Origin of the sequence: Paenarthrobacter sp. A20 (genome assembly GCF_024168825.1) — a bacterium.
Taxonomy (GTDB): Bacteria; Actinomycetota; Actinomycetes; order Actinomycetales; family Micrococcaceae; genus Arthrobacter.
Genome location: NZ_JALJWH010000001.1, coordinates 2501154 through 2524671, shown reverse-complemented (window position 1 = coordinate 2524671; position 23518 = coordinate 2501154). Strand labels below are relative to the sequence as shown.

20 protein-coding genes are annotated in these 23518 nt (G+C 64.5%); 12 read left to right on the top strand and 8 right to left on the bottom strand.

Features of this window, described 5'->3' with window-relative positions; translation table 11 throughout:
* Positions 1 to 110 precede the first annotated feature (110 nt).
* Together J3D46_RS11875 and J3D46_RS11870 are read right to left on the bottom strand one after the other, a co-directional pair.
* Positions 111 to 830, bottom strand: a complete 720-nt coding sequence (locus J3D46_RS11875; RefSeq protein ID WP_231338678.1) for an ATP-binding cassette domain-containing protein — start codon at positions 828 to 830, stop codon at positions 111 to 113.
* A gap of 31 nt (positions 831 to 861) precedes the next feature.
* Entirely contained in the window at positions 862 to 1458 is a 597-nt protein-coding gene (locus J3D46_RS11870; RefSeq protein ID WP_231338679.1) for a dihydrofolate reductase family protein, read from the bottom strand.
* 128 nt (positions 1459 to 1586) lie between these two features.
* On the opposite strand from J3D46_RS11870, the gene J3D46_RS11865 reads away from it, so the two are divergent.
* The 9 genes from J3D46_RS11865 to J3D46_RS11825 all read left to right on the top strand — a co-directional run bounded on the left by J3D46_RS11865 (position 1587) and on the right by J3D46_RS11825 (position 12204).
* Positions 1587 to 2018 carry a hypothetical protein gene (locus tag J3D46_RS11865; protein WP_253467336.1) on the top strand — a complete coding sequence of 144 codons (432 nt, stop codon included), beginning with the start codon at positions 1587 to 1589 and terminating at the stop codon, positions 2016 to 2018.
* Between the two features lie 148 nt (positions 2019 to 2166).
* The gene (locus tag J3D46_RS11860; protein ID WP_253467333.1) at positions 2167 to 4839 is read left to right on the top strand and encodes a GMC oxidoreductase; all 2673 of its coding nucleotides are present in this window, start codon (positions 2167 to 2169) and stop codon (positions 4837 to 4839) included.
* On the top strand, positions 4836 to 6854 hold the full coding sequence (locus J3D46_RS11855) for a hypothetical protein (protein WP_253467330.1): 2019 nt from the start codon (positions 4836 to 4838) through the stop codon (positions 6852 to 6854). Before J3D46_RS11860 ends, J3D46_RS11855 begins: the two co-directional genes overlap by 4 nt.
* Positions 6851 to 7924 carry an alpha/beta hydrolase gene (locus J3D46_RS11850; protein ID WP_231338683.1) on the top strand — a complete coding sequence of 358 codons (1074 nt, stop codon included), beginning with the start codon at positions 6851 to 6853 and terminating at the stop codon, positions 7922 to 7924. The genes J3D46_RS11855 and J3D46_RS11850 overlap by 4 nt, the downstream gene beginning before the upstream one ends.
* Positions 7921 to 8874, top strand: coding sequence for an acetoacetate decarboxylase family protein (locus J3D46_RS11845; protein ID WP_253467327.1), 954 nt, complete (start codon positions 7921 to 7923; stop codon positions 8872 to 8874). The genes J3D46_RS11850 and J3D46_RS11845 overlap by 4 nt, the downstream gene beginning before the upstream one ends.
* Complete coding sequence (locus J3D46_RS11840) at positions 8871 to 9353, top strand: hypothetical protein (protein ID WP_253467323.1); 483 nt, start codon at positions 8871 to 8873, stop codon at positions 9351 to 9353. The genes J3D46_RS11845 and J3D46_RS11840 overlap by 4 nt, the downstream gene beginning before the upstream one ends.
* Positions 9350 to 9823, top strand: coding sequence for a hypothetical protein (locus J3D46_RS11835; protein WP_231338686.1), 474 nt, complete (start codon positions 9350 to 9352; stop codon positions 9821 to 9823). The genes J3D46_RS11840 and J3D46_RS11835 overlap by 4 nt, the downstream gene beginning before the upstream one ends.
* Before the next feature lie 8 nt (positions 9824 to 9831).
* On the top strand, positions 9832 to 11175 hold the full coding sequence (locus J3D46_RS11830; protein ID WP_253467321.1) for a patatin-like phospholipase family protein: 1344 nt from the start codon (positions 9832 to 9834) through the stop codon (positions 11173 to 11175).
* A gap of 156 nt (positions 11176 to 11331) precedes the next feature.
* Positions 11332 to 12204 carry an FAD-dependent oxidoreductase gene (locus J3D46_RS11825; RefSeq protein WP_253467319.1) on the top strand — a complete coding sequence of 291 codons (873 nt, stop codon included), beginning with the start codon at positions 11332 to 11334 and terminating at the stop codon, positions 12202 to 12204.
* A gap of 26 nt (positions 12205 to 12230) precedes the next feature.
* On the opposite strand, the gene J3D46_RS11820 is transcribed toward J3D46_RS11825, so the two are convergent.
* Entirely contained in the window at positions 12231 to 13727 is a 1497-nt protein-coding gene (locus J3D46_RS11820; RefSeq protein WP_253467317.1) for an HNH endonuclease, read from the bottom strand.
* Positions 13728 to 13886: 159 nt separating this feature from the next.
* On the opposite strand from J3D46_RS11820, the gene deoC reads away from it, so the two are divergent.
* From deoC to J3D46_RS11805, 3 genes are all read left to right on the top strand, one after another.
* Positions 13887 to 14579: a deoxyribose-phosphate aldolase gene (gene deoC / locus J3D46_RS11815; RefSeq protein ID WP_159697802.1), complete on the top strand. Its 693-nt coding sequence runs from the start codon at positions 13887 to 13889 to the stop codon at positions 14577 to 14579.
* A gap of 53 nt (positions 14580 to 14632) precedes the next feature.
* Positions 14633 to 14860, top strand: a complete 228-nt coding sequence (locus tag J3D46_RS11810) for a hypothetical protein (RefSeq protein WP_231338691.1) — start codon at positions 14633 to 14635, stop codon at positions 14858 to 14860.
* 108 nt (positions 14861 to 14968) lie between these two features.
* Positions 14969 to 16072: a right-handed parallel beta-helix repeat-containing protein gene (locus tag J3D46_RS11805; protein WP_253467315.1), complete on the top strand. Its 1104-nt coding sequence runs from the start codon at positions 14969 to 14971 to the stop codon at positions 16070 to 16072.
* Positions 16073 to 16094: 22 nt separating this feature from the next.
* On the opposite strand, the gene J3D46_RS11800 is transcribed toward J3D46_RS11805, so the two are convergent.
* Genes J3D46_RS11800 through J3D46_RS11780 form a run of 5 tightly spaced genes read right to left on the bottom strand, consistent with a single transcriptional unit; the run spans position 16095 to position 23444 of the window.
* On the bottom strand, positions 16095 to 16886 hold the full coding sequence (locus J3D46_RS11800) for a PIG-L family deacetylase (RefSeq protein ID WP_231338693.1): 792 nt from the start codon (positions 16884 to 16886) through the stop codon (positions 16095 to 16097).
* A gap of 12 nt (positions 16887 to 16898) precedes the next feature.
* On the bottom strand, positions 16899 to 18050 hold the full coding sequence (locus J3D46_RS11795; RefSeq protein ID WP_253467313.1) for a glycosyltransferase family 4 protein: 1152 nt from the start codon (positions 18048 to 18050) through the stop codon (positions 16899 to 16901).
* Between the two features lie 4 nt (positions 18051 to 18054).
* Positions 18055 to 21174 carry an oligosaccharide flippase family protein gene (locus J3D46_RS11790; protein ID WP_253467311.1) on the bottom strand — a complete coding sequence of 1040 codons (3120 nt, stop codon included), beginning with the start codon at positions 21172 to 21174 and terminating at the stop codon, positions 18055 to 18057.
* Between the two features lie 36 nt (positions 21175 to 21210).
* Entirely contained in the window at positions 21211 to 22650 is a 1440-nt protein-coding gene (locus J3D46_RS11785; RefSeq protein WP_253467309.1) for a glycosyltransferase family 4 protein, read from the bottom strand.
* Entirely contained in the window at positions 22647 to 23444 is a 798-nt protein-coding gene (locus J3D46_RS11780; protein WP_256491222.1) for a glycosyltransferase, read from the bottom strand. Before J3D46_RS11780 ends, J3D46_RS11785 begins: the two co-directional genes overlap by 4 nt.
* Positions 23445 to 23518: the final 74 nt, after the last annotated feature.

The following is a 23518-nucleotide window of genomic DNA, read 5'->3' as shown; positions in this document are numbered from 1 at the left end:
CATCACCGGACGGGACCCATCACCGGACCAGACCTCATCATCGGGCAAGCCCCGCCCATTCGCGAACCTCTCCGGTCACTTTCCCGGCGCGTTGGCCACGTGAGGTGGCGTCAGATGTGCCGAAGATACCTCTGAGGTGCGTCCAGGAATGACCGCCAGTTAGCAACAAGATCAAGATCTTCCCAGTCGCGTGCCCGCAGGCCCCAAGGCCCGACTTCCAGGATCCGGGCGCCCGGAAGGGCCGCCAGAAGAGGTGAGTGAGTGGACATGATGACCTGGGAATCTCCGTGGGACAACAGGTCCTTCAGAACACTGAGAAGGCTGAGGCAACCGCTGAACGACAAAGCCGACTCGGGCTCATCGAGCACCCACAATCCGTGCCCCTTGAATCTGTCCAGCGCCAATTCCAGGAATGACTCGCCGTGGGACATGTCGTGGAATGGGATGTCCCCGGATGTGCTCGGGTTCATCTCGAGGTACGTGAAGAATCCGTGCATGGTTTCGGCCCGCAGGAAGTACCCCCGCCGGCTGGCACCGGCATTCCGGACAAGCTGCAAGTGGTCGGCGAGGACGGATTCGCTGGACCTGGTGGTGTGCCGTGCACCGGTGGAACCGCCTTCCGGCGACAGACCGTAAGCCAGGGCGATGGCTTCCACCAGGGTCGATTTGCCGGACCCGTTCTCGCCAATCAGGATGGTTGCTGAGGTCAGGTCGAGGCCCTCATCAAGCACCTGGGCAACAGGCGGCAGCGCTGCCGGCCAGCGACCGCGATCAAGAACGTTTGCAGGGTCCTCAGCAACCCGTCGGATGGGGTAGGTGTGGAGGGGCATGCGCCCATTCTTGCAGTCACCGAATCTCCGGCTAGCGAATCACGCGGTACCGTACGTGCGTCACGAGCCCGGTCCCCCGTACGTCCACCGGCTCCAGGCGGACGTCCCCGAGTCCATCCAGCAGCCGCTCGCCGCCGTCGAGAATGACCGGCGAGATGTGGAGCCTCAACTCGTCCATCAGCCCCGCCGAGAGGAACTGCCGGGCCGTCTGCGCTCCGCCGGCGATGGCCACGTCCTTGCTGCCGGCAGCTTCCCGGGCACGGTCCAGTGCAGCCTCAATACCATTGGTGACAAAGTGGAACGTCGTGCCGCCCTGCAGCTCCAAGGGCTCCCGCTCATGATGGGTCAGGACGAAGACGGGCGCATGGTAAGGAGGTTCCTCACCCCACCACCCGCGCCAGTCCGCGTCCCAAGGGCCGGCCCCTGGTCCTGCGTACATGTTCCTGCCCATGATGTAGGCGCCCGCCTCCAGGATCCCGGCCACTTCGGCTGCGTTGGCTTCACGTTCTTCGAACTGCCAGCGGTGCAGGCTTTCGCCGCGCTCCCCCAGCGGCTGATCCAGGGACTGGTTGGGGCCGGCAACAAAGCCGTCCAGAGACACGGTGAGATCGCAGGTTACTCGGCTCATGCGCCCATCCTGCCACCCACCATGCCGGCCGTACAGGAAACAGTTGGGGCCAGGACCCTAGGCGGAGGAACCGACGGGCTCTACGCTGAACCTGTTCACCAGCGCGAAGACGCGAAGAGAGGGCAGCCATGGCACGGGATCCAAAACCCACGTTGGAGCAACTGAACATCCTGGTCGGCGAGTGGGAAACGTCCGTTCCGGGCATGGAGATCTCCGGTAGGACGGCGTTCGAGTGGCTCGAGGGCGGAGGCTTCCTCATTCAGCGCTCCACGGTCCAGCACCCCGAGTACCCCAACGCGGTCAGCGTCATCGGCGCCACAGGCTCGGACGGTGCGTTCCAGCAGCACTATTTCGACTCGCGTGGCGTAGCGCGGATCTACGACATGACGCTCAAGGACAAGTTGTGGACCCTTTTCCGGGATGGACCGGACTGGCCTCAGCGCTTTGTTGGCCGCTTCAGCGAGGATGGCACCACCATCACTGCGCGCTTGGAGCGGGGCAGTTACCCCGGTGGACCGCTGGAACACGACTTTGACATGGTTTACAGGCGCCTCGCTTAACCCGAGTACTACCCAATAACTCCACCTCATTTACAGATCCCCTGCCCGGTGGGAACATAAGCCCCATAGTCCGCGGAGGCATCGCCCGGCCACGCCCGGCGCCGTCAGCTGCAGCTATGTAGTCAGATCTCCTCTGAGAGGAACGGCCATGGGTCGTCTGGGGACCGGGAACAGTGGGGATGCGGGTACCGAACCCGCCAGTGATCCTTCACGCCACCGGGGCAGTGGCATCGAAAAAGTCGACGCAGTGGTGGTTGGTTCAGGCTTCGGCGGTTCCGTGGCCGCACTTCGACTGGCCGAAGCCGGGCAGTCCGTTGTGCTCATGGAACGCGGCAAACCTTACCCACCCGGCAGCTTCGCGCGCTCGCCGTCCGAGATGGGCAGGAACTTCTGGGATCCGGACCGCGGCCTGTACGGGCTCTTTGACGCCTGGACATTCCGTGGCACTGAGGGACTGGTGTCCAGCGGGCTGGGTGGCGGCTCACTCATTTACGCCAACGTGCTGCTGCGCAAAGACGAAAAGTGGTTCGTCAACGAGTCACCCATTCCCGGCGGCGGGTACGAGAACTGGCCCTTCACCCGGGCAGATCTCGAACCTTACTACGATGCCGCCGAGGCTATGCTCCAGCCTGTCCCCTACCCGTACAGGGACACGGCCAAAACCGTGGCCATGGAAAAATCGGCCGCGAACCTGGGCCTGGCCATCACCCGCCCGCCCCTTGCCATCACGTTCTCCAGCAGCCCGACCGCGGAACCGCGGACCAACCATGCGCTGCCCCTGCCCGGCTACGGCAGCATCCATGGCCCCGACACTGTGCGGACGACGTGCACGCTCAGCGGTGAATGCGACATCGGGTGCAACGCCGGCGCCAAGAACACCTTGGACCACAATTACGTCTCAGCCGCGGCATTCAAGGGCGCCGATGTGCGCACCTTCCATGATGTCCGCGGCATCCGGCCGCTGGATTCCGGAACGCCGGACAGCGGTTATGAGGTCCGGTACGTTGTGCACAATCCGGACCACCACGGCGAACTCCTCACCGAGCGCATCATCCATTGCCGCAGGCTCATCCTGGGTGCAGGTACGTTCGGCACCAACTTCCTGCTGCTCCGCAACCGCGGGTCCCTCCCGGCACTCAGTGACGCCTTGGGCACCCGGTTCAGCGGCAACGGCGACCTTTTGACGTTCATCATGGGCGCCAAGACTCCCCCTGCCAACGGCTCGCGTCCCGGCGTCCGAACGCTGGCCGGCAGCCGAGGACCGGTGATCACCACAGCGATCAGGGTTCCGGATTCGAACGACGACGACGGCGATGGCCGCGGCTACTACGTGGAGGACGCCGGGTATCCGGCCTTCATGAACTGGCTCATCGAAACCGCCCAGTTGGGAACCACCATCAAACGCACCGCCAGGGTCGCGGGGCAACTCTTCAAGGACAGGCTGTTCGACTCCGGCCGTTCCAACGTCTCGGCCGACCTCGCCGCAGCCTTGGGTGACGGCCGCCTATCGTCCAGTTCGGTGCCTTTGCTCGGCATGGGCAGGGACATTCCCGACGGCGTGATGACCCTTCGCGACGGCAGGCTCGCCATCGCCTGGACCATGGCCACGTCCAAGGAATACTTCGGCCGCGTCCGCGAAACCATGGAGTCGGTTTCCAAAGACCTCGACGGCGACTTCATTGACAACCCGCTGTGGTGGGCCAAGCGCGTCATCACCGTCCACCCGATCGGGGGCGCGCCGTCCGGCCGGCACCCCGGGGAGGCAGTCTGCGATTCCTATGGCGAGGTGTTCGGGTACCCGGGGCTGTACGTGGTCGATGGAGCCGCTATGCCCGGTCCGGTGGGCGCCAACCCGTCCTTGACCATCGCCGCGTTCGCGGAACGCACGTGTGCCCACATCGTCGAGGACGCGGACAGGGCGGGCCACAGAGGCATCAGTCCCGCAGATGCGCAGGCCCCGGGCGAGTCCAGCGGAAAGGCGACCGTTGAGCGCGAGGCGGCAGGCGCCGTCGTCGACGTCGGTGCGTCCGCTCCGCGCGCTCTGGCACCGGACGCTACCAAAGGCAAGGCGGCGCCCGAGGAACAGCCTGCGAGCGCCGTCTCCGAAGGGTCCGGGGTGCGCAGTCGCGGCCTGGGGGTGCCTGGCGCTCAAAACAAGGATGCAACGTCCGTGCGGTTCACCGAACAGATGCACGGTTGGTTCAGTCCCGGCATCACCGACCCGGAAAAGGGCCGGAGCCTGGGGCGGGACCGAAGCCGTCGGATCATGTTCGAGCTGACCATTGTTGCCGAGGACATTGACGCGTTCGTTGCCGACCCGAACCACCCTGCCAAGACCGAGGGCTATGTCTTGGCGGACTTCTTCGGCGGCCGGATGCCGGTGGAGCGTGGCTGGTTCAACCTGTTTGTCGAGGACACCTCCGACGACGGCGCACCAGCCAGGCGCATGCTGTACCGGTTGTGGCTGCGGGACCCAGGCGGAACGCCTTTCACGTTCACCGGGCACAAACTGATCCACAACGAGGCAGGCTTCGACCTTTGGGCGGACACCACCACCCTGTATGCGACCATCCTCAAGGGGCACGTTCCACCGGCCGGGCTGCCGGCCTCAGACGACACCGGCCATGAGGGCGTCGTGGGCGCCGGCATCCTTTACATCAGGCCTCTCGACTTCGCCAAGCAACTCACCACGTTCCGCCCCGAAGGCCCAGCCCCCGTTGCAGGATTGGTGGCCTTCGGGAAGTTGTTCGGTGGCGAACTCCGGCAGGTCTACGGTGCGGGGCTCAAACGTATCCCGTTCCCTTTCAAGCCGAAGCAATGAAAAGCTGGGAGCTCGCGAAACACCACGCCGTCCTGGGTTTCACACCCCAGGCGGCGGTTCGTTGGCTCTCACCCATGTCGCTGGCCAGGACTGCGCTGAAGGTTGCGGCGGCCACCGTATTCGCCGATTTTGGCGATAAGCGTGAGCTTGAGGGCAGCTTTCCCGCCGATCCCCTGCGCTTGGATAACCTTCCCGTCCAGGGCCAGCCGGCGCAGCCCCCGGTCAGCAGCCGGGGCCTGCCCTCGCCTGCCGGGCTTCAGGACGAGCGTGCAGCAGGGTCGGCACCTGCGGACATGTGGCTCGACTTCGCGGCCGACCTCGGCGACGGCTTCGATGCCACGTACACGGTGGCATCCCTGCTGGCCCAGGACACCCTGACCGTGGACGGACATGAGCTCCCCCGCGGCAGGATCCTGGTGCTGGGAGGGGACGAGGTCTACCCTGTGGCTTCCCCGGCGGCCTATGAGAACCGGATGGCCGGCCCGTACCGGACGGCATTTCCGGCCCACCCTCGACGGGATCCCGTACCCATCATGCTTGCGCTTCCCGGCAACCACGATTGGTACGACGGCCTCACCTCCTTCGTCCGGATCTTCACCAGGCAACGGAGCATCGGGGGCTGGCGGACCATCCAGACGCGCAGCTACTTTGCCGTCCGGCTCACCGGCGCCCCTCCCGGGCCGGGCCGCGGCGGCACGCCCGGCTGGTGGCTGTTGGGCCTGGACAGTCAATTGGGCCAGTACATCGACGAGCCGCAGCTGGATTACTTCTACCGGAACGTCACCCTTCAATTGCAGCCAGGTGACGCGATCATCCTCTGCGTGGCCGCCCCCTTCTGGGTTGACGCCGCTGATCCGGCCCTGGGTGAGTTCCGCCAGGCAAACTTCTTCGAACAGGACTACCTGCGCCGGCGCTTCAACCCTGAAACCGGCATGTTCGAAGCCACCGGTGCCAGCGTCCGGCTGTGGCTCACCGGCGACCTCCACCATTACGCCCGCTACGAGGACTCCCACCCCGGAGAGCACTCCCGCGGCCAGCACCAGGCACCGGATCCAGGCAAGACCCAGATGATCACCTGCGGGTTGGGCGGCGCCTACCTCTCGGATACACACGGGCTGCCGGAGGACATCGTCCTTCCTGCCCCGTCGGCGGCTCCCGGTGAGTCCTCCAACGGCGAACACACGGGGCTGACGGGCACGGGGCAGCCAGGCCCTGAGCCCACAGCCGCAGCCCGAACGTTCACCCGCACACCCACCACCTTTCCCGGCCAAGGAGATTCCCGCCTGCTCGGCCCGCAGCTGGCCAACCCCTTCTCGCAGTTCTGGCTCCCCATCCGCAACCCCGGCTTCGGATTGTCGCTCGGCATAGTGCACGTGGTGGCCGCCCTGACCCTGTGGACCGTCTTCAGCGCCTTCCGCGGCGAGTCGTTCGTGGACAGCCTGCGCAGCCTCACCCGCGGCAACACCTGGTTGTTGGTCCTCGTCCTGGTCCTTGCCCTTCCGCTGGTGCTGGCCGTCGCCTCCACGCTTGCCCGCTGGCTCGGAGTGGCCAAGGCAGGCATCGTCGTTTTTGTCCGGGGCGCGCTGTACCAGCTGTCAGCGCTCGCGGTGAGTGCCGCCGTCGTGATCCTGGTTCCCTGGCCAGGAAGCTGGCCGGACTTCGTGATCCTGGTCCTGGCCCTGGCGCTGGTGCATCTGGGTGGCTGGGTGCTCGGCAGCGAGGCCTTTGCCCTGTACATCCTGGCGACGCCCAGCGGAGAGGTGTCCTCCTGGAGGATGTCCGGCCAGGCAATCGAGGACCATAAAGGCTTCCTCCGCATCCACCTCGCACCCGACGGCGACCTCACCGTCTACCCCCTCATGGTGGACACAGTCTGCCGCGATTGGCAACTGGCAAGCAGCGACGACGGCGCGCGCCTGGTTCCGGTTACCGGCCTGCCCGGCGTGCGGCTTCTTGAAGAACCCATCACCATCGCACGGACCATCACCATCACACAGAAGGGAAGCACCCCATGATCATCACCCGTGCCGAGCACAGGACTGAGGTCATCCCCCTCCGTGCCCGGGACAACACACCGCTCAGCCTCGTCCACGTCACGTCGCCGGCGGAAGCCACAAAGGGTCCCGTGATACTGGTCCACGGCTCAGGCGTCAGGGCTGAGCTGTTCCGGCCCCCGGTCAAGACCACCATCGTAGACGTCCTCCTCGAAGACGGCTGGGATGTGTGGATGCTGAACTGGCGGGCTTCCATCGACCTCGATCCGCTGTCCTGGACGCTTGCCGACGCGGCCGTGTACGACCATCCTGCCGCCGTCGAGCACGTCCTGAACGCGACGGGCGCGGAGACCATGAAGGCTGTGATCCACTGCCAGGGATCCACATCATTCACCATGTCCGCCGTGGCCGGACTCCTGCCGCAAGTGGACACCATCGTGTCCAATGCGGTGTCCCTGCACCCGGTGGTTCCGGCGTTCTCCCGGCTCAAGATCGACTACCTGACCCCTGTGGTCAAGGTCTTCACTCCGTACTTGTCACCAGCGTGGGGGTACAAGTCGCAGGGGTACTTCACCCGGGCCATCCGGGGCCTGGTCAAAGCCACGCACCATGAATGCGACAACACCGTCTGCAAGATGGTCAGCTTCACCTACGGCAGCGGCCGCCCGGCCCTCTGGTCCCATGAAAACCTCGACGACGCCACCCACCAGTGGCTCAGCGGAGAGTTCGCGGAGGTACCCGTGACCTTCTTCGAAGAAATGGGCCGCAGCATCAAAGCCGGGCACATGGTGGCTGCCGGCGACCATCCGGAACTGCCGGACAATTTCGTCGCAGAGGCTCCCCAGACCGACGCGAGGTTCGCTTTCATCGCCGGCCTGGACAACCTGTGCTTCCTGCCCGAAAGCCAGCAACGCACCTTCGCGTTCTTCCAAAAGCACCGCCCCGGGAAGGACTCACTCCACCTCATCCCCGGCTACGGCCATTTGGACGTCTTCTTCGGCGACCACGCCTGGCAGGACACCTTCCCAGTCATTGTCAACGAACTCAACGGAACCCCAGCAATCAGCCCAGCCCAGGAGCCAACACCATGAAAAACCTCACCGAGCTGGCCACACCCTTGCTCAAACTCCTCCCGTCTCCGGTTCCACGGCGGCAGGAGCGGCTCCGCGGGCAGCATGCCTTCGCGGATGGGATCAAGTACGTCATGCCGGTCAATTCCGATGACTCGCCCGTACTGATGGCGGCCTTCCCCATCAACAAGAAAGCCGCGGCCGCTGCGCTCCCCGGTTCCGAGATGCGGCCGTTCAGTCTCGGCGGCAAAGGCTTGTTGGTGGTGACGGTGGTCAACTACAAATCCACTGACATCGGGAAGTACATCGAATACTCCCTGGCCATCGCCATCACCCACGGCAGCCGCCCAGCCCCGCCCATCCTCCCGCTGATCTTCCAAAAGACCTTCAAACTGGGTCAGTTCGTGGTGGACCTGCCCGTGAGCTCCGAAGTCTCAGTCAAGGGAGGCAAAGGGATCTGGGGAATGCCCAAACACCAAGCCAACCTGGACTTCGTGGTCACGGACTCCTCGGTCTCCGCACAGTACGACAAGGACGGCCAGTTGGGCTGCTACATCGAGATCGAACGGCCCGCAGCGCCAAGCGCAACCCAGCTGCCACTCAAACTCGCTGCCTCAAACTACTGTGTCTTCCGGAACATGCTCTGGAAATCGGACATCTACTTCGAAGCCACCGGGGACATCGCCCTCGGAGCCCAAGCCAAGGCGCGGCTCATCCTCGGTGACGCGCCCGGCGTCGAACCCTTGAAAAAGCTGCAGGTAGAAAGCAAACCGGTGTTCACCGCATGGTTGCCGCAAGCCCACGGTGTCCTGGACGACCACTACGAAGCCTGGTTCCTCACAGCCCCCACCCAGCTCGAAGCCGCAGCGCTGCGCGGCGGGGACATGATGGACAGCGTGGTGGATTTGGGCCAAGGGCAGGAATGGCTGGCCCCGCCGGACCGCAGCCGGGTACAGGGCGGTGCCCAATGAACTGGCTCCTCCTGATCAACGCCCTCTACTTCCTCTTCGGCGCCACCATGTACGTCGGCACCATGTGGGTGCTCAAGTTCTTCCTCTACCCCACATGGGAATCATTGGCCCGCGACAACGTGGACATGCACTTCGGCATCCCCACGCGTGCGGCCACCAAGTTCTTCACCATCGTGGTGCCCATCATGTTCATCTCCGGCGGCATCCTCGTCTGGTCCGAATGGGGCACCATCCGCGTCATCCCCGCCATCATCTGCCTGCTGGGAATCATCGTCCTGACCTGGGTGGGCCAAGGCATCATCATCCCCATCAACGTCCGGATCCGTGGCGGCGACTTCGCGGACGATACCGAACTGCGCACCCTGCTCAAACGCTGGATGATGCTCAACGACATCCGCTTCTACGTATCCACCCTCACCTGGGCCGCCATGGTGTGGCTGCTGGTGGACCGCGGCCGGCTGTTGGAGTCGTTCGCGTGACCGCGCACCAGCCCGGTCACCCCGCCCGATCCCGCCGGCCGCACCCTCCCGGCACTCTCGCCTGGGCCCTCGCTGATCCACTTCGAGCAGCCCTCGCAGTCATTGCCATCATCACGGTGCTGACCGGCGCCATCCAGGTTCCGTTCGGCGGACCGGTCCTCCAACTGATCGGCGCCGGCTCCACCCCCGAAACCCGCCAACTCTTCGGCACCGTGGGCATGTTCATGGTCGTGGTCGGCGGACTGCTCCTCCACACCCTGCTCAACACCGTGCCTTCCCCGGAAGTGGTGCTCTGGTCCGGCCTGCAGAAAACCGGCGCCTTCGGAGCCGTGGGCATCGGCGTCCTCAACGGCGTCTTCTCACCCCTGGCCCTGCTAGTCGCCTTCTTCGACCTCGCGACGGCGATACTCCTGTTCATCTATTGGCGTCGCATCAGTGCGGCACCAGCCAACGCCGGGCTGGCAGGATGAAGCGCACCGTGAAACGCTCGCTGGTCCTCGCAGGTGGCGGAATGCGGGTGGCCTGGCAGGCCGGCGTGGTGAAGGCGCTCGCTGAGGAAGGCCTGGAATTCCACCATGTTGACGGCACCTCCGGCGGGATCCTCACGGCCGGCATGCTGCTCTCAGGAGTGTCGCCTGAGGAGATGTGCAACCGTTGGTCGGGGGTTGACGTCAAGGACTTCGGCTCGGCATTGCCTGTGGGTGACTATCTCAAGGGGCCGTGGTCCCTTCCTGCCATCGGCGATGCCGACGGCATCCTCGGGAAAGTCTTCCCGGCTCTGGGCATCAACGACGCAACCATCCGCGCCCGCGCGGCTGAACCGGGCGCCGTCGAAGGTTCCTTCAACGTAGTGGAGTTCACCGAAAAGCGCTGCCACGCACTCGACGCCACGGTCATTGACGCCGGGCTCATGGCGGCGGGCATGTCGTTGCCCATCTTCCTGACACCCCTGCGACGGGACGGGAAGATTTGGACCGACGCGGTCTGGGTACGGGACGCCAACGTGGCCGAAGCCCTGCAGCGGGGTGCCGACGAAGTATGGCTTGTCTGGTGCATTGGAAATACGCCGTACTGGGGCGATGGTCCGCTGGAACAGTACGTGCACATGATCGAAATGAGCGCCATGGGGGCGCTCTTGGCGGATTTCGAGGTTGCCGCAACTGCCGGGCGCGAGTTTGTGCTGCATGTGGTCCGGCCACGCCACCCGCTTCCGTTGGACCCGGAGTTCTACTTGGGCAGGATCGACGCCGAGACCCTGATCGGGATGGGTTACCGGGATGCCCGCGCCTACCTTGAATCAATGACTGACGCCGGAGTGGCCAAGGATGCGAGCTGCACTGCGATGACTGAACCGGCACCGGGAGTCCGCTTCAACGACACCCTTCGCGGCGACCTGGACGGTTCTCCCGTGACGCTCAAGGCCACAGTGGTCCTTCCGTCTGATCCCGGCGATGAAGCGCCTCAGCTCACCGGATACCTTGAGCACCCACGGTTCGGGCGGGCGTTCCTGGCAGGCGGCCGGGTGGAGGTCATGGGGGACGACGTCACGTACCGTGCACGGGTAAGGCTCGACGGCGGGTGGCAAAGCGTCGCCGTGACGCGCACCTTGCGTGACGACCCGGGTCCGGATGCCTGGGCGGATACGCGGCGTGCCCGGCTGGAAGTTGGTGGGCTGGTTGCCGACCTCAGCATGAGCCTGGCCGACGCTGCAGGGCTCCTGGCCTCCCTCGAACCGGTGGGCGCCCACGGACTCGTGGACCGTGCGGGGGCAGTGGCCGGCTTCGCTGGGAACGGTTTCCGCGAGCTGCTCCGCCGATACTGAGGGTCATGGGCGGCCGAATGTGACGCACGTTATTACCGGCTGGTAAACACCACGCTACGGATACGCCAAAGATGGCAACAGCGGGGAAACACCCGCGAAAAACCGGCCGAATACGCTGATGATCAACAGCAGGTCATATGAGCGAAAGGGCCAAACATGTCCGCCACCCCGTCCGCACCTTCCCTCCACATCGTCATCGCAGGCGCAGGCCCCGCCGCCCAGGCTTTGGTGCGGCGACTTGCCGGAAGGTCCGACTCCCGGCAACGCGCGTTCGACGGAACCATCACCGTGCTCAGCAACCGTGACGAGTGCCCGGACGCCCTGCTTGAACTCGCTGAACTCCCCCAGGTCTCGGTCCGCTTCGGCCAGCCGGCCAGCTTCATCGACGCCGACTCAAAGATTGTCACCACTGTGGACGGCATGGAGTTCGCTTACGACCAGCTGGTCATCGCAACAGGCTCCGCCCCGGTCCTGCCCCCGGTGGCGGGCGCCGAATCCAGCCTGAGCTACTCCACCATCGACGACGCCGCAAACATCGGCGAAGCAGTCAAGGACGTCACCCGGATCGTCGGCCGACGCCCCTTGGGGATCCTCGTAGGCAACGGACCTGCTGCTGGCCAGGCTGAGGCCGTGCTGCGGGCACGCGGGGTCCGTCCCGTCCGCACCACCCTCCGCCCTGCCGCCGTCGTAGCGTCTGCTGCTGGCTCCCCGCTCCCGGCAACCGGCATCCTCTTCGAGGATGGCAGCAGCATGAACGGAGACCTCGTAGTCATCGCCGAGGAGCGCACTGCACGCAACGATCTCGCCGAGAGCGCCGGCCTCCTGGTAGCGTCCGACGGCGGCATTGCAGTGGGGCGCGACCTCGCCACCTCCGTTCCGGGTATCTGGGCGATCGGCGACGCCGCGTCCTGCGACGGCCTTCGCCTTGGTTTGCTTCTCTCCGCCGAGTCTTCGGCGATGCTGTGCGCTTCGGGCATGCTCTTGGGTTCGCCGGGCTTCGCGGATCTGCAAGCGCCCCTTGCAGCATGATCCTTCTCGGCTGGAAGTCCCTTTCCTCACCGAACCACCGCGGGCGACTTGTCCCGGTACCGCACCCTACGGCCAACCCGGCGGGATTGCGGTGAACTCTCCGGGGGCGTAATGCTCGAACCTGTTGGAGTCGCCGACGGTTCCGCTATCACCCCCGGAGTTGTCACCGCGGACGTGCGAGAGCCCTGTCTATAACCCGGCAAGGCTGGGGCTTTCGACCGGTAGCTGTGTCCCGTGGGTGTGGTGGTTTCCAGGGTGTGTCTGTCGCCGGGCATGGTGTTGGCGCTCCAGCCGGGGTCTTCTTTGGTGTGGTTGCAGGCCTCGCAGAGTCCGGCCCCGTTGGCCAGCGTGGTGGTCCCGCCGGAATGCCAAGGGACCACGTGATCGATATGCCGGATGGGCGCGTCGCAATAGGGGGTGCGGCAGGTGTCATCACGGGTTTCGATGAAACGCCTGAGTCGTGGCGGGAAGAGCCTCGCTCTGGAGTCCATGGTCAGAAGTTCGCCTGTGGCCGGCGCGGTGTAGAGCCGGCGGAGCCACACGGTTAGCTCGTCGTCCCGCGTTGGCGCCGGCTCCTGCCTTGGTGCCGGGGCCTGCTCGGACAGGGCCCCGCTTCCGGCGCCAACCAGTGCCCTGGCCCATTCTGCAGGCACAACTCCGTATCCCTGGAGCCGGGCAGGTTCGCTGTCGCCCTGAAAGAGGGTTCGATCGGTCATGACGAGCTGCAGGTCGATTCCGCTGATCCCGCCGCGCCTGCCGGTGATGCGCTCGACGAGGGTGTCTGCCATGACCTGGCCCCGGATCCGGGGGTCCCCGGCCGAACGGGCAGAGTCAGCAGCCCGGGTCAGAGCGGCGTACGCCGCCACACCTTGAGCCACTGGCAGGAGGGCGGTCAGGTAGGTCATGGTGTCCGGCGCCGGGCGCAGGGTCACGGTCCGTTCGGTGGAAGCGTGGGCGGCGCGTTGGGCAACGGAACGCGGATCACGCCGGTAGGCGGCAGCCTTCGCCGCGGCGATGACCGCCCGGTCGCCCTTCCCCTCGAACGTGCCGGTATCTGCGGAGAGTTCCTCGTCCACGGCGCACCGGTCCTCCGCAGACAGGCATGCTGTTTCCTTGACCAGCAGCGTGGCCCGCCATTCATTCAACTGGCCCGATTCCAGCGCCGCCATGGTGTGCGGCATCTCCGTCACCAGCGCCTTCGCCATGCCCAGGAGTCGTGAGCCCCGGTTCGGGGATTCCCGCCGGGCCAACGCGATCTGCGCCCCGACACCGTGGCCCCGTTCGGACGCGGGCACACCCACCGCGGCCTGCTCCTGCCGTTGGGCCAGGTCAAAGGCCACCGCGGCACGGGCCTGCAACCCCACGACGGCGGACTTCAGCTCTTCCAGCCCGCGGATCTGGTCGATCAACCCACGGCTACCGACACCAAGGTGGACGGAACGCAGGGCCGCCAAAACATCCCCTACCGCCGCAGTCGCTGCAGTAGCCGCAGTGGCCGCCTGCCCCCTCCAAATCCGCTCCATACCCCAACTCTTCCAGCCATCCCGGACCATCATCAGGCCTGACTTTGCCTATGTGGACAAACCCCAAAAGCCCTCAGGCCATGTGGCAAGATGGTCCTTTGACGGGCAGTGACAACCCTGCGGCCACCGGGCCGGCCACGCCCAGCACGGAAGGATCCCATGAGCAACCAAGCCGTCGCCCCTGCGAACATCGCCTCCTACATCGACCACACCCTGTTGAAGCCGGAGGCCAGCGAGGCCGACGTCCTCAAGGTGTGCGCCGAAGCCATCGAATACCAGTTCAAATCAGTGTGCGTGAACCCGGTCTGGGTCAAAACCGTCACCAAGGCCCTCAAAGGTTCCGGTGTGCTGACGTGCTCGGTGATCGGCTTCCCCCTGGGTGCCACGCCCAGCGACGTCAAGTCCTTCGAAGCACGCGGAGCCGTGCTTGATGGAGCGGACGAGATCGACATGGTCATCAACATGGCCTCCGCCCGCGCCAACGACAAGGGTGCGCTGGTGGATGACATCAAGGCCGTGGCCGAGACAGTCCACGCCGGTGAAGCCATCCTGAAGGTCATCATCGAGACGTCAATGTTGAACGATGAGCAGAAGGTCATCGCGTGCCAAGCAGCCGTGGAGGCAGGGGCGGACTTCGTAAAGACGTCCACCGGATTCAACGGCGGCGGCGCCACAGCAGAAGACGTTGCGTTGATGCGCAAGACCGTTGGACCGGACTTGGGCGTCAAGGCCTCCGGTGGAGTGCGTTCCCTCGCCGATGCACAGGCTATGATTGCTGCTGGTGCAACACGTATCGGAGCGAGTTCCGGAATTGCCATCGTCAAGGGTGAACAAGGTTCATCTGCCTACTGAGGCTTCCGCAACCGCCAGAGATTTTTGAGCCCCGCGGGGCCGAGGAGGAACGAATGTCCAAGAACGCAACAAGCGCCCCCATTGAACGTGAGAACAACCTGGGCACAAGCATTGTGCTGTTCGTGGTCATGTTCGTGCTCTTCCTGGGCGCCATCTACTCGCTGTCCTTCCTGAGCCTCGAGAACCCGTGGCCGATGGCCGTCTGCCTGGGCCTGTTCGCTCTGGCTTTCTGGATCCCGCAGACCATTCTTGGCCGCTCTGATTCCGCGGGCGAAAGCTAAATCCTTCACATGTCGGGAAACGGTTCAGGCTGCTGCCTGGGCCGTTTCCTTTTAACCCGCTCTAACCCGCTTAACCCGCCGGAAACCCGCGCAGGATAGGGTGTTGCCATGAAATCAGCGGTCCCCAAGGTTGCCTTGCTGGTAGTGGCATTGGCCGCGGCAGGCCTCGGCGTGGCCGTCGTCGCGGCGAAACCCGGCGCCGTCGACCCTAACCCGTCCTACTGCAGCGCTCCGGGCAGCCAAGCCACCCACGTCGAGAAGTTCACAGTCAACGGCTACCTGGACCCGGAGGACACCTCCAAGTCCCTCCAGCAACTCATCGACGCCGCATCCAAGGACGGTGGCGGCATCGTAGAACTGCCTGAGGGAACGTTCACGCTGGGGCGTCCGCTGGTCATCAAGAGCAACGTGGCCCTCAAGGGTACGGGGCAAGCCACAGTGCTGAAAGCGGGGCCGGGGTTCCTGAAAACCAAAGGACCCTTCGGCGGGCACCCGCTCATCACCACCAACGGGGCGCAGAACGTCACCATCTCCCACCTCACTGCAGATCAAAGCGGCGGGGAATTGGACGGCAACACCTCGGAACGGCTCACTGAATACCTGGTGGACGTGCGTCACACCACCAATGCGTTGGTGGAAGATGTCCGGACCCGGAACCCCTTTACCTACTCCATCGCGGTGGTCGCCAGCAGCAACTTCTGCATCCGCAACAATGACACGCTGGTGACCAGCAGCGGCACATACGATCAATTGGACGGCATCCACATCACCGATTCACACGGCGGCATAGTGGAAGGCAATACTGTCGATCAACGCCAGGGAGACGACGGCGACGACGGCCTCGTGGCGCAAACCATTGGAGCCTCGGTCTACGACGTCACCTACCGGAATAACAAGGTCCGCGGCGGATCGCACGGTTCTGGAATGCAGTTGGCGGTGGGAAAGCACGAGATCTACAACATCACGGTGGAGAACAACCGCTTCTGGGAATCCCCCAACGGCGTCAAGATCGGCTACTACGACGGCAACGCCGCTGTTCATGACATCGTGGTCAAGAACAACTCCGTCGTTGATACGCCAGGACCGTGGCTGGATTTCCAAGGGGACCTGAGGAATATCACGGTGACGGACAACGTCTTCTGCCAGAGCGGGGCCATGAAGCTTGGCGATGCTCCCGGCAATGTTGTGTCGAACAACCGCGAAGGTTGCTGACCACAGCCGGCCTGTCAGCTACTCAAAAAGCCGGGACGAAGTAGGTCTCCGCCTTTACCGGAACCTCGCCAGTGGGAAAAAGTGCATCCGCCTGGGTGCCGTATTGCCGGATCCTGGGCGGCTTATTGGCAAGGCCCTGATCCCAGCTCCACGGGACGTAGCCCAGTTGTGCCAAGCGCCGTGCATCCGGTTCGGCCTCGAGGTCGTAAGGGAAATCCGAGTACAGCACCAGGTTCTCCGGATGGGCCATGCCGGCTTCCCGGGTGATGAGGTGGTCCACGTGCTTCCCTACTCCCACAGGGCAGAACAGCAGCTCGGCCCCGGTCAGCCCCATCAACCCAGCCACATCGGTGCGGAGTTGGCCGATGAGCTCCTGGTCTCCCCTCGCGATCCGTCCCAGCGCGATGTCGAACCTGTACGTGGGATATCGGTGCGTCATTTCCGGGAGAAGCCTGTCCCAAGCACTGCTGCCAAACCGGAGGGCCCGGCGTCGGCGGAACAAAGCGTCCACGGCTCCCATGTGGATCGATCGGACGCCCATGTCTTCCAACACTGCCCTGTCTTCGGCTTGACGGGCGGCAAACAAATGCCCGGCATTCTTGACCGCGCATTGGTTCATGAAGGACTTCGCGGCCCGTGTGTGCGGCCCCGGCGACGCTTCAGTGAACAAGGTTGCCACAATCACTTCGCGGCCTTGGGCCTGGGCCTCCATCAGCGCACCGCAGGACAGGACGGCGTCGTCCAGGTGCGGCGAAAGGAAAAGCCACGGCGCATCGCCTGACAAGGATCGATCGATTCTGGATTGCTGGGGCAAGACGGTACCTTCCTAACGGACGATGTGCGGTAGCGCCGCGGGGCCTTCAACCTGGGCTTCAAAAGCAGCGGGCTCAGATATCGCGGCACGGTATGCCGCACCCTGCAGCGTTGCCAAACGGTCCCAGTTGTAGCCGGCCGCGAAGGCCCGGCCCTGCGCACCGACGGACTCCAGGCCGGATTGGGAGTACCGCGCCTCGAGCTCCCGGGCGAGGGCGCCGACGTCGAACGCGTCCACCAGCCAGCCCGCACCGTTCGGGACAATCTCCCGAAGGCAAGGAATATCGAAGGCGATGACCGGCGTGCCGGTGGCCAGCGCTTCGATGGCCACCAAGCCGAAGGTCTCCTGCCGGGACGGGCACACCACCAGTCGTGCACGGCTCAAGGCCTGGAACTTGGCATCTCCGGACAGCCAGCCAAGGAGCTCCACACGGTCCGCAAGTCCGGCGTTCGCAATGGCTGCGCGCAGTGTCGCCTCGTCGGGGCCGGTCCCTGCAATCAACAGCTTTCCGTCGATTCGTCGGCAGCATTGTGCCCAGGCCGCCAGCAGCAGGTCCAGGCCCTTGCCGGTGAACTCCAGCCGGCCAAGGCAAAGAATGTCCTGGCCAACCGTTGGCACAGGTTTCCAGGCGGCAGGGTCCACGCCGTTTCCGATCACGTCCACGTGGATGTCCGGGTTCAGGGCGGTCAGCCGGTCCGAAATTCCCTGCGAGACGGCGATGCACCGCCGATGACGCCTGACTCCGAACCGTTCCAACCAGTGCAAAGGAAGCCTGTATTGCCGCGCTTTCTCACGGGCGTGCAGCCACTGAACCACGCCAATGGTGGGCCTTTTGGTCCACAGCCGGGCGGCCATGGTGGAGAACGGAGCGAAGAAGTCCTCCACCACAAGGTCGGCGGCGGCGCGACGTTTGCGGGCTTCGAACGGCAGGCGGACAACATACCCCAGCAGGCGGGTCATACGCGTGCTGCCCTGCCCGAAGCCGATCGGTACGTAGTGCACCCCGTCTTGAACCCGCTCCCGCCACCCCGGATAGCGTGTAGTCAGCACGGTGATCCGGAACCCGTCGGCTGCGAGGCGGCGATTGATCTCATGGGTCCTCACCGATCCCCCACCGGCGCCGGGCATGCGGGGATCCTCAAAACCCAGATGCAGGATTCTCATGGGTTCACCGTTCCGTCTCGTAGGTTTTGGAGGGCGTGCCCGTGCCGTCGGCAGCTCCGGCGCTGAGTTCGGCAGGTGGCACAAACCAGAGCGTGGTGGCACCGTTGGTGGGTCCCTCGGCGCTGAACACGGGTGTTGCGTGCTCCTTGAGCCATGTCAGCATCTCGGGCCTCGCGTAGCCGTAGCCCTGGCTTGTGGGGTGTGACTGCGTCAGGATGTAGCTTGCCCCGGCTCCCTGCATCAGGGGCGCGGACGGCCAAACACCAAACCGTGGATCGTCGGCAAAAGCGAACTCACCCGTGCTGTTGGTGACACTTACCCGGGCCTCCTGCGGGAGGTTGGTTTTAACCCACTCCTTGACCTGGACAAAGCCGTTGTCCACCGTCAGTGCGGTCCGTACACCCAGTACCACGGTCAAGGCCACGAAGCACAGGCTGGCGACGGCCAGGAACGTCCGTCCCCGCACCCACCTCTCCCGGAGCTCAACCACCACAAGGACCGAACACAGTACCCCGGCGATCATGACGCCATACCCGTACTGTTCCTCGAAGGTGCCAAACGCGGCGCTGTAAGCCCCGGCAGCGCCCAAAGCGAGGCCGGCAAGACCAATCAGTCGCCGGTCTGCCCGGTGGCTGAAGCACAGCATCGCACCGGCCAAGGGGCACAGGGCCAGCAGGAGGTAGCTGGTGCCAAAGTGTCCGCTCTGTTCGACCAACCTGGTGACGATGTCCGGTGAACCTTCTGCGGTGAAGCCCGTACTCTTTTCCAGTCCCGATGCCCGCAGCAAGCCGCTGGTCTTCGCATCGATCCAATCCGGCAGGTGGGCTTGCGAAGCCGCCACGGCCAGGTACGTCGCGTACGGCACGGCCGCTGCAGGAATCACGACGGCGGCCTGCCGCCATGGCAGGGTCCGCTTCCAGATCACGGCGACTACGACGGGACCAACTGTGCAGATGACGAAGAAGTCCTTGCACAGGACGGCGTATCCCAGCAGGAGTCCAGCCCCGACCAGCCGCAGGATACCGGGCAGCCGCAGGATACCGGGCAGCTTCCCCGCCGCCTGGCGCGGGCCAGTCAGCACGAGGAAGCCAGCGAGCACGAAGGCCATCGCCGCCGTCTCCAGGAACGCATGGCTGTTATTCCGCAGGATGAAGGGTTCGAAGGCCAGGACCACCGCGGTGAGCCATGCCGCCGTCGTGCTTGCAAGCCTTCTGACCAGAAGGAATCCCAAGCCAACGGTGACTGCTCCCAGGGCGGCGTTGAGCCAGCGCAGTTGCAGCACTACTTCCACGATGTCGCCGGAGATTCCAAAGAGCTTGATGGCTCCGGCCTCCAGTATGAAGAAGCCCGGTGGGTGCAGGAAGAACGGGCCGTCCGGCAAGGTGGGAACCTGGCCTGTCGTCAGCGACTCGCCCAGACGGACGTAGAGCAGCTCATCCACCCACATTTCAAAGCCGCGCTCCAGGCCAAAGGCCCGCACCCCAAAGGCAGCAGCGGACACGGCAACGAAGATTGCCGCCGGACTGGAAACCACCCGGACCATGGTTGCTGCCAGCACGCTGCTGAAAGGCTCCTGGGCCGCGGACCGCCGGCCAGCCCGGGAACGCGCCCCGAACCGCCGTCGAAAGGGTCCAATGCCCAGCGTTCGCGGCAACAAACCGCGCTGATGGGCCAGCACAGCCAGCCCGCTGATGGTCGCAAGGACCAGCCACGCGAAGGGCTGAAGTTGGCTGGCGACGGCAAGGACCAGCAGCAGGGCGGCAGCGCCGCCCATGAAGCGTCCGGCGCCCTTCACCGGTCCAATGTCAGTGAGGACCGGCCTTGAAATGAGTGTCATCACCAGCGCTGCAAGGACAGCCCCGATCGCAGAGCCCATGGCCAGGCCACTGACCGCAGCAAGGTGCCACCCCACCCAGAGCCCTGCCACTACAAGGAGGCAGGCGCAGGCCAAGCCGGTTTGGCAGCGCCGGTATGCCCGCAGCGCGAGCAGGATCGTGGCCAGGACAGTGAGGACTGCGTAGCCCAACCCGGCGGCCGCAAGCCAGGGCAGGAGTTCCAGGGAGCCATGATATTTCTCCGGAATGATCACACCGGCAAAAACATGGGGGGCGGTGGCGATGATGGCGAACGCCACCACGGCGAGCTGACTGAAGGAAGCGAAGGCGGCAGCGAGTACTTGGCGGACATTGGCGCCGCGGCGGCGGAGCAGTGGAAACGCCACCAACGCGGTGCCCGCCGCAACGTAGACCGGGCCCTTGGCAATAGTCGCCAGCGCTTGAAATCCTGCGGCGGCGGAACCTTCGTCCAGGAACGCCACCACCACCACATCCACGCCAACCAGAACCGACACCACGCACAGGACGGACGCGATGTCAGTGGTCTCAGCCCACCGCCATCGTTGCCGCAGGACACCCGGGCGCCACTGGAGGTCCCGGTAAAAGGACCAAGGAACAACCACCAGGGCCAGCGCACCCACCGCGAATCCAAGGATCGCGCCCACAGCACCCCAGGCAAGGACCACCACCAGGAGGCTGAACACCAGCCTCAGGAGCACTTCGCCGATGGTTGTCAGCGCGTACCACTTGAATCGCAGCTCACCCTGCAGCCAGCCCGACGGCGCCGCCATCAGGAAGATGGCCAGTGAACCCAGCGCTACAGCAGCAGCAAGTGCCGGCGTGGCGAAGGCCAGCGTCAGTGCGCCGGTCGTCACCGCGGCAACGATGCCCGCGATGAAGGAGACGAACACCGAGAAGGCCATGCCGTCCCTGCGCCCCACCGACCCTGCCGGGTGGACGGCCACAAAGTGGGAAAGGGGAAGGGGAACGAGCGCGGAAGCGACGATGCCTACGACACCCAGAAGCATCGCCCCGGCCGCGAACTGCGTGTAGTCCGCCGTGCCCAGCATGTTGGCCATCAGCAGTGTGCAGGCGTAGCTGATGACCCCCACCAAACCAGCTGCTACGGAAAGGAAGCCACTGTTTTCGGCTACTTTGGCGCTGGCGCCGCTGTCCGTTGGCGATGCTCTTTTCGGCCCACGGCCCGGGGTTGGTCCCGGTTTCCGCTCCGGCAGGTTCACAGGAGTGGCGTCTGCCTTCGTATCGGGTGCGCGCAAAGTGTCAGTCATTTTTCCCCCTCGAATTCCCCCATGGACTGGTGTCCGCTACATGCCCTCAACGGCGTCTGCAGGTGTAAACGTGCTTCCAGGACCGGCCAGGAGCGTGCTCCGGCCCACGGCACGGAGTTCGGCTGATACAACTCCAATGCGCCTCATGATGGCGAAGGCCTCGAATTCGTCCCGGCCCTTCATCAGCACGGACACCCGCCCTTGGTTTTCGGAGACCTCGTCGGTTGGCCGAAGGATGGCTTCCAGGTTGGCGCCGGCAGGCATGTCAAAGTGCACCAGCGTGGACATGTCCGATGACGAACCGCCGGCGTCGACGCCTCCGCGACGCAAGGCTCCTTCTTCCATGAGCACCCCGGCGAGCAGGGCCGCGCTGCGATCCCAGGTGAAGCAGCGTGCCCAGTCCTGGCACCTGGCCGACATCCCGCCCGCCTCACGCTGTTCGGAGAGTGTCTCGAGGGCGGCCACCAAGGCGGGCCCGAACTCGGCAGCCGTGTCCACCAACCAGCCCGTGCTCCCGTGAACCACCGAGTCCCGGATGCCTGGGACGCGCAGCGCCAGGCACGGAACACCCCACGCGGCCGCCTCAATCACCGAGCAACCCCAGCCCTCCGAGGCCGACGTCGAAACGGTGAGCCAGGCTCTGTTCAGCAGGCTGTTGCGGGCGTGGTTGGGTTGGTAACCGTGGAATGTCACGATGTCATCGAGGCCCAGGTCCATGGCCAGCTGCTGCAATCGCGGCCGCTCGGGACCATCGCCCATTATTTCCAGGCGGAGTTTGGGTACGCTTGCCGCGGCAATGGCAAACTGGCCCAACAGCAGGTCCAGCCGTTTGTGCGGTACCAATCGACTGACGACGGCGATGGTCGGCTCGGGATCGCGGGGGCCAACGGTCTTGGGCACTTCGATGGTTCCGTTCGGAACTACGTGGATGGCACCGGGGAACCCGAGCTTGCGCAACTCCAGCCGGGTGGATGGCGATACCGCGGCAATAGCCCGTCGTCCATAGACTGCCTTGGCCCCTGTACTTTCGAGCAAGCGGCCCACGGCGGCCATCGGAGCCGAAAAGCGGGTGCGGAATTGTTCCTGGTGGACATGGTGAATCAATTGAACGATGGGCATTTCCCGGGGCAGGAACAGTGGCGAAAAGAACGGAATCCCGTTTTGGCAATCAATAACGGCGTCGAACCGGTTGCGCGTACGCAGCATTCTGAGGGCTGCTTTGCCATACAGGGACAAGGGGCCGCCCGAACGGACCACTCGGATGCCATCAATGACGTCCTCGGCGGGCTGATGATCTTCACGTCCGGTGAACCACGTCACTTCGGCGCCGAAATCGACCCAACGACGCGATATTTCGTGCATGTATTGTTCGGCTCCACCGGCCTGGGAGTGCCTGATGTCACGCCAGTTCAGGACGAGGATCCGTTGACCGGCCAATTGTGCCGGGAGGCCGGCATTTACCAAGGTTTCGGTCACGGCATCGCCTTTTGTAGTTGGAGAACTGAGGCAAAACTGGAAATTCCGTCTTTGAACGGCCGGAAAGTAGACGCTGCCACATCCGTCCAGGCCACGGGTAATTCAACAATCCGGGCCCCTTGGTGCTGGAGCCGGAGGAGCAGTTCAACGTCGAAAGCAAAACCGGCGGTGCGGCACTGGACCATGGCTGCTGTCAGTGCGGCCCGTTCGAAAAACTTGAAGCCGCACTGCGTATCCCAAATGCCTTTAACCTTCGATTTGGTCAGCACACGAAAGGCTGTTCCGCCTACCCGGCGTCCCAGTTGTTGAGGTTGGACAAAGGTGGAACCTGGCGCGTGACGGGAGGCAATGACCGCGGAGGCGCCCTCTTCCAAGTGGGCCATCGTCGGGATCAGTGTTTCAAGCGGTGTCGCCAGGTCAGCGTCAAAGAAGCCCGTGTACTTGGACGTTCCGCTGAGCAGGCCCCTGCTGACTGCCGCCCCTTTTCCGCGGCGTGAACACCCCACCACGGAAATAGGAATTTCGTTTCCTTTGTCGCGGGATATCCTGCGGACTACTGCGCCCGTTTCGTCTACGCTGCCGTTGTCCACCACCACAATCCGGGAAGACCACGGCTGCCCGGCCAGGAAATCGACTGCTTGCATGAGCGTTCCGGGAATTCGGGCAGCCTCGTTATAGGCAGGAATAACCACTTCAAGGTCTACGTGTGAACGCCGAAGCGAATCGGTCCCCTGCCGGGCTTGAAAACTCCCCCTGCTGCCTGTATGGATACTGTGCGAGTGGAGCAGATCCATCTGAACCTCCATTTAGTCAAACAATTTGACGTTGAGGTCCAAGCTATTAGGGGTTCTACTCCGAAGGCACGAGT

Excerpts from the sequence above, each read along its gene's own strand:
- J3D46_RS11875 (WP_231338678.1), bottom strand. The coding sequence starts at position 830 with ATGCCCCTCCACACCTACCCCATCCGACGGGTTGCTGAGGACCCTGCA.
- J3D46_RS11870 (WP_231338679.1), bottom strand. The coding sequence starts at position 1,458 with ATGAGCCGAGTAACCTGCGATCTCACCGTGTCTCTGGACGGCTTTGTT.
- J3D46_RS11865 (WP_253467336.1), top strand. The coding sequence starts at position 1,587 with ATGGCACGGGATCCAAAACCCACGTTGGAGCAACTGAACATCCTGGTC.
- J3D46_RS11860 (WP_253467333.1), top strand. The coding sequence starts at position 2,167 with ATGGGTCGTCTGGGGACCGGGAACAGTGGGGATGCGGGTACCGAACCC.
- J3D46_RS11855 (WP_253467330.1), top strand. The coding sequence starts at position 4,836 with ATGAAAAGCTGGGAGCTCGCGAAACACCACGCCGTCCTGGGTTTCACA.
- J3D46_RS11850 (WP_231338683.1), top strand. The coding sequence starts at position 6,851 with ATGATCATCACCCGTGCCGAGCACAGGACTGAGGTCATCCCCCTCCGT.
- J3D46_RS11845 (WP_253467327.1), top strand. The coding sequence starts at position 7,921 with ATGAAAAACCTCACCGAGCTGGCCACACCCTTGCTCAAACTCCTCCCG.
- J3D46_RS11840 (WP_253467323.1), top strand. The coding sequence starts at position 8,871 with ATGAACTGGCTCCTCCTGATCAACGCCCTCTACTTCCTCTTCGGCGCC.
- J3D46_RS11825 (WP_253467319.1), top strand. The coding sequence starts at position 11,332 with ATGTCCGCCACCCCGTCCGCACCTTCCCTCCACATCGTCATCGCAGGC.
- J3D46_RS11820 (WP_253467317.1), bottom strand. The coding sequence starts at position 13,727 with ATGGAGCGGATTTGGAGGGGGCAGGCGGCCACTGCGGCTACTGCAGCG.
- deoC (WP_159697802.1), top strand. The coding sequence starts at position 13,887 with ATGAGCAACCAAGCCGTCGCCCCTGCGAACATCGCCTCCTACATCGAC.
- J3D46_RS11810 (WP_231338691.1), top strand. The coding sequence starts at position 14,633 with ATGTCCAAGAACGCAACAAGCGCCCCCATTGAACGTGAGAACAACCTG.
- J3D46_RS11805 (WP_253467315.1), top strand. The coding sequence starts at position 14,969 with ATGAAATCAGCGGTCCCCAAGGTTGCCTTGCTGGTAGTGGCATTGGCC.
- J3D46_RS11795 (WP_253467313.1), bottom strand. The coding sequence starts at position 18,050 with ATGAGAATCCTGCATCTGGGTTTTGAGGATCCCCGCATGCCCGGCGCC.
- J3D46_RS11790 (WP_253467311.1), bottom strand. The coding sequence starts at position 21,174 with ATGACTGACACTTTGCGCGCACCCGATACGAAGGCAGACGCCACTCCT.
- J3D46_RS11780 (WP_256491222.1), bottom strand. The coding sequence starts at position 23,444 with ATGGATCTGCTCCACTCGCACAGTATCCATACAGGCAGCAGGGGGAGT.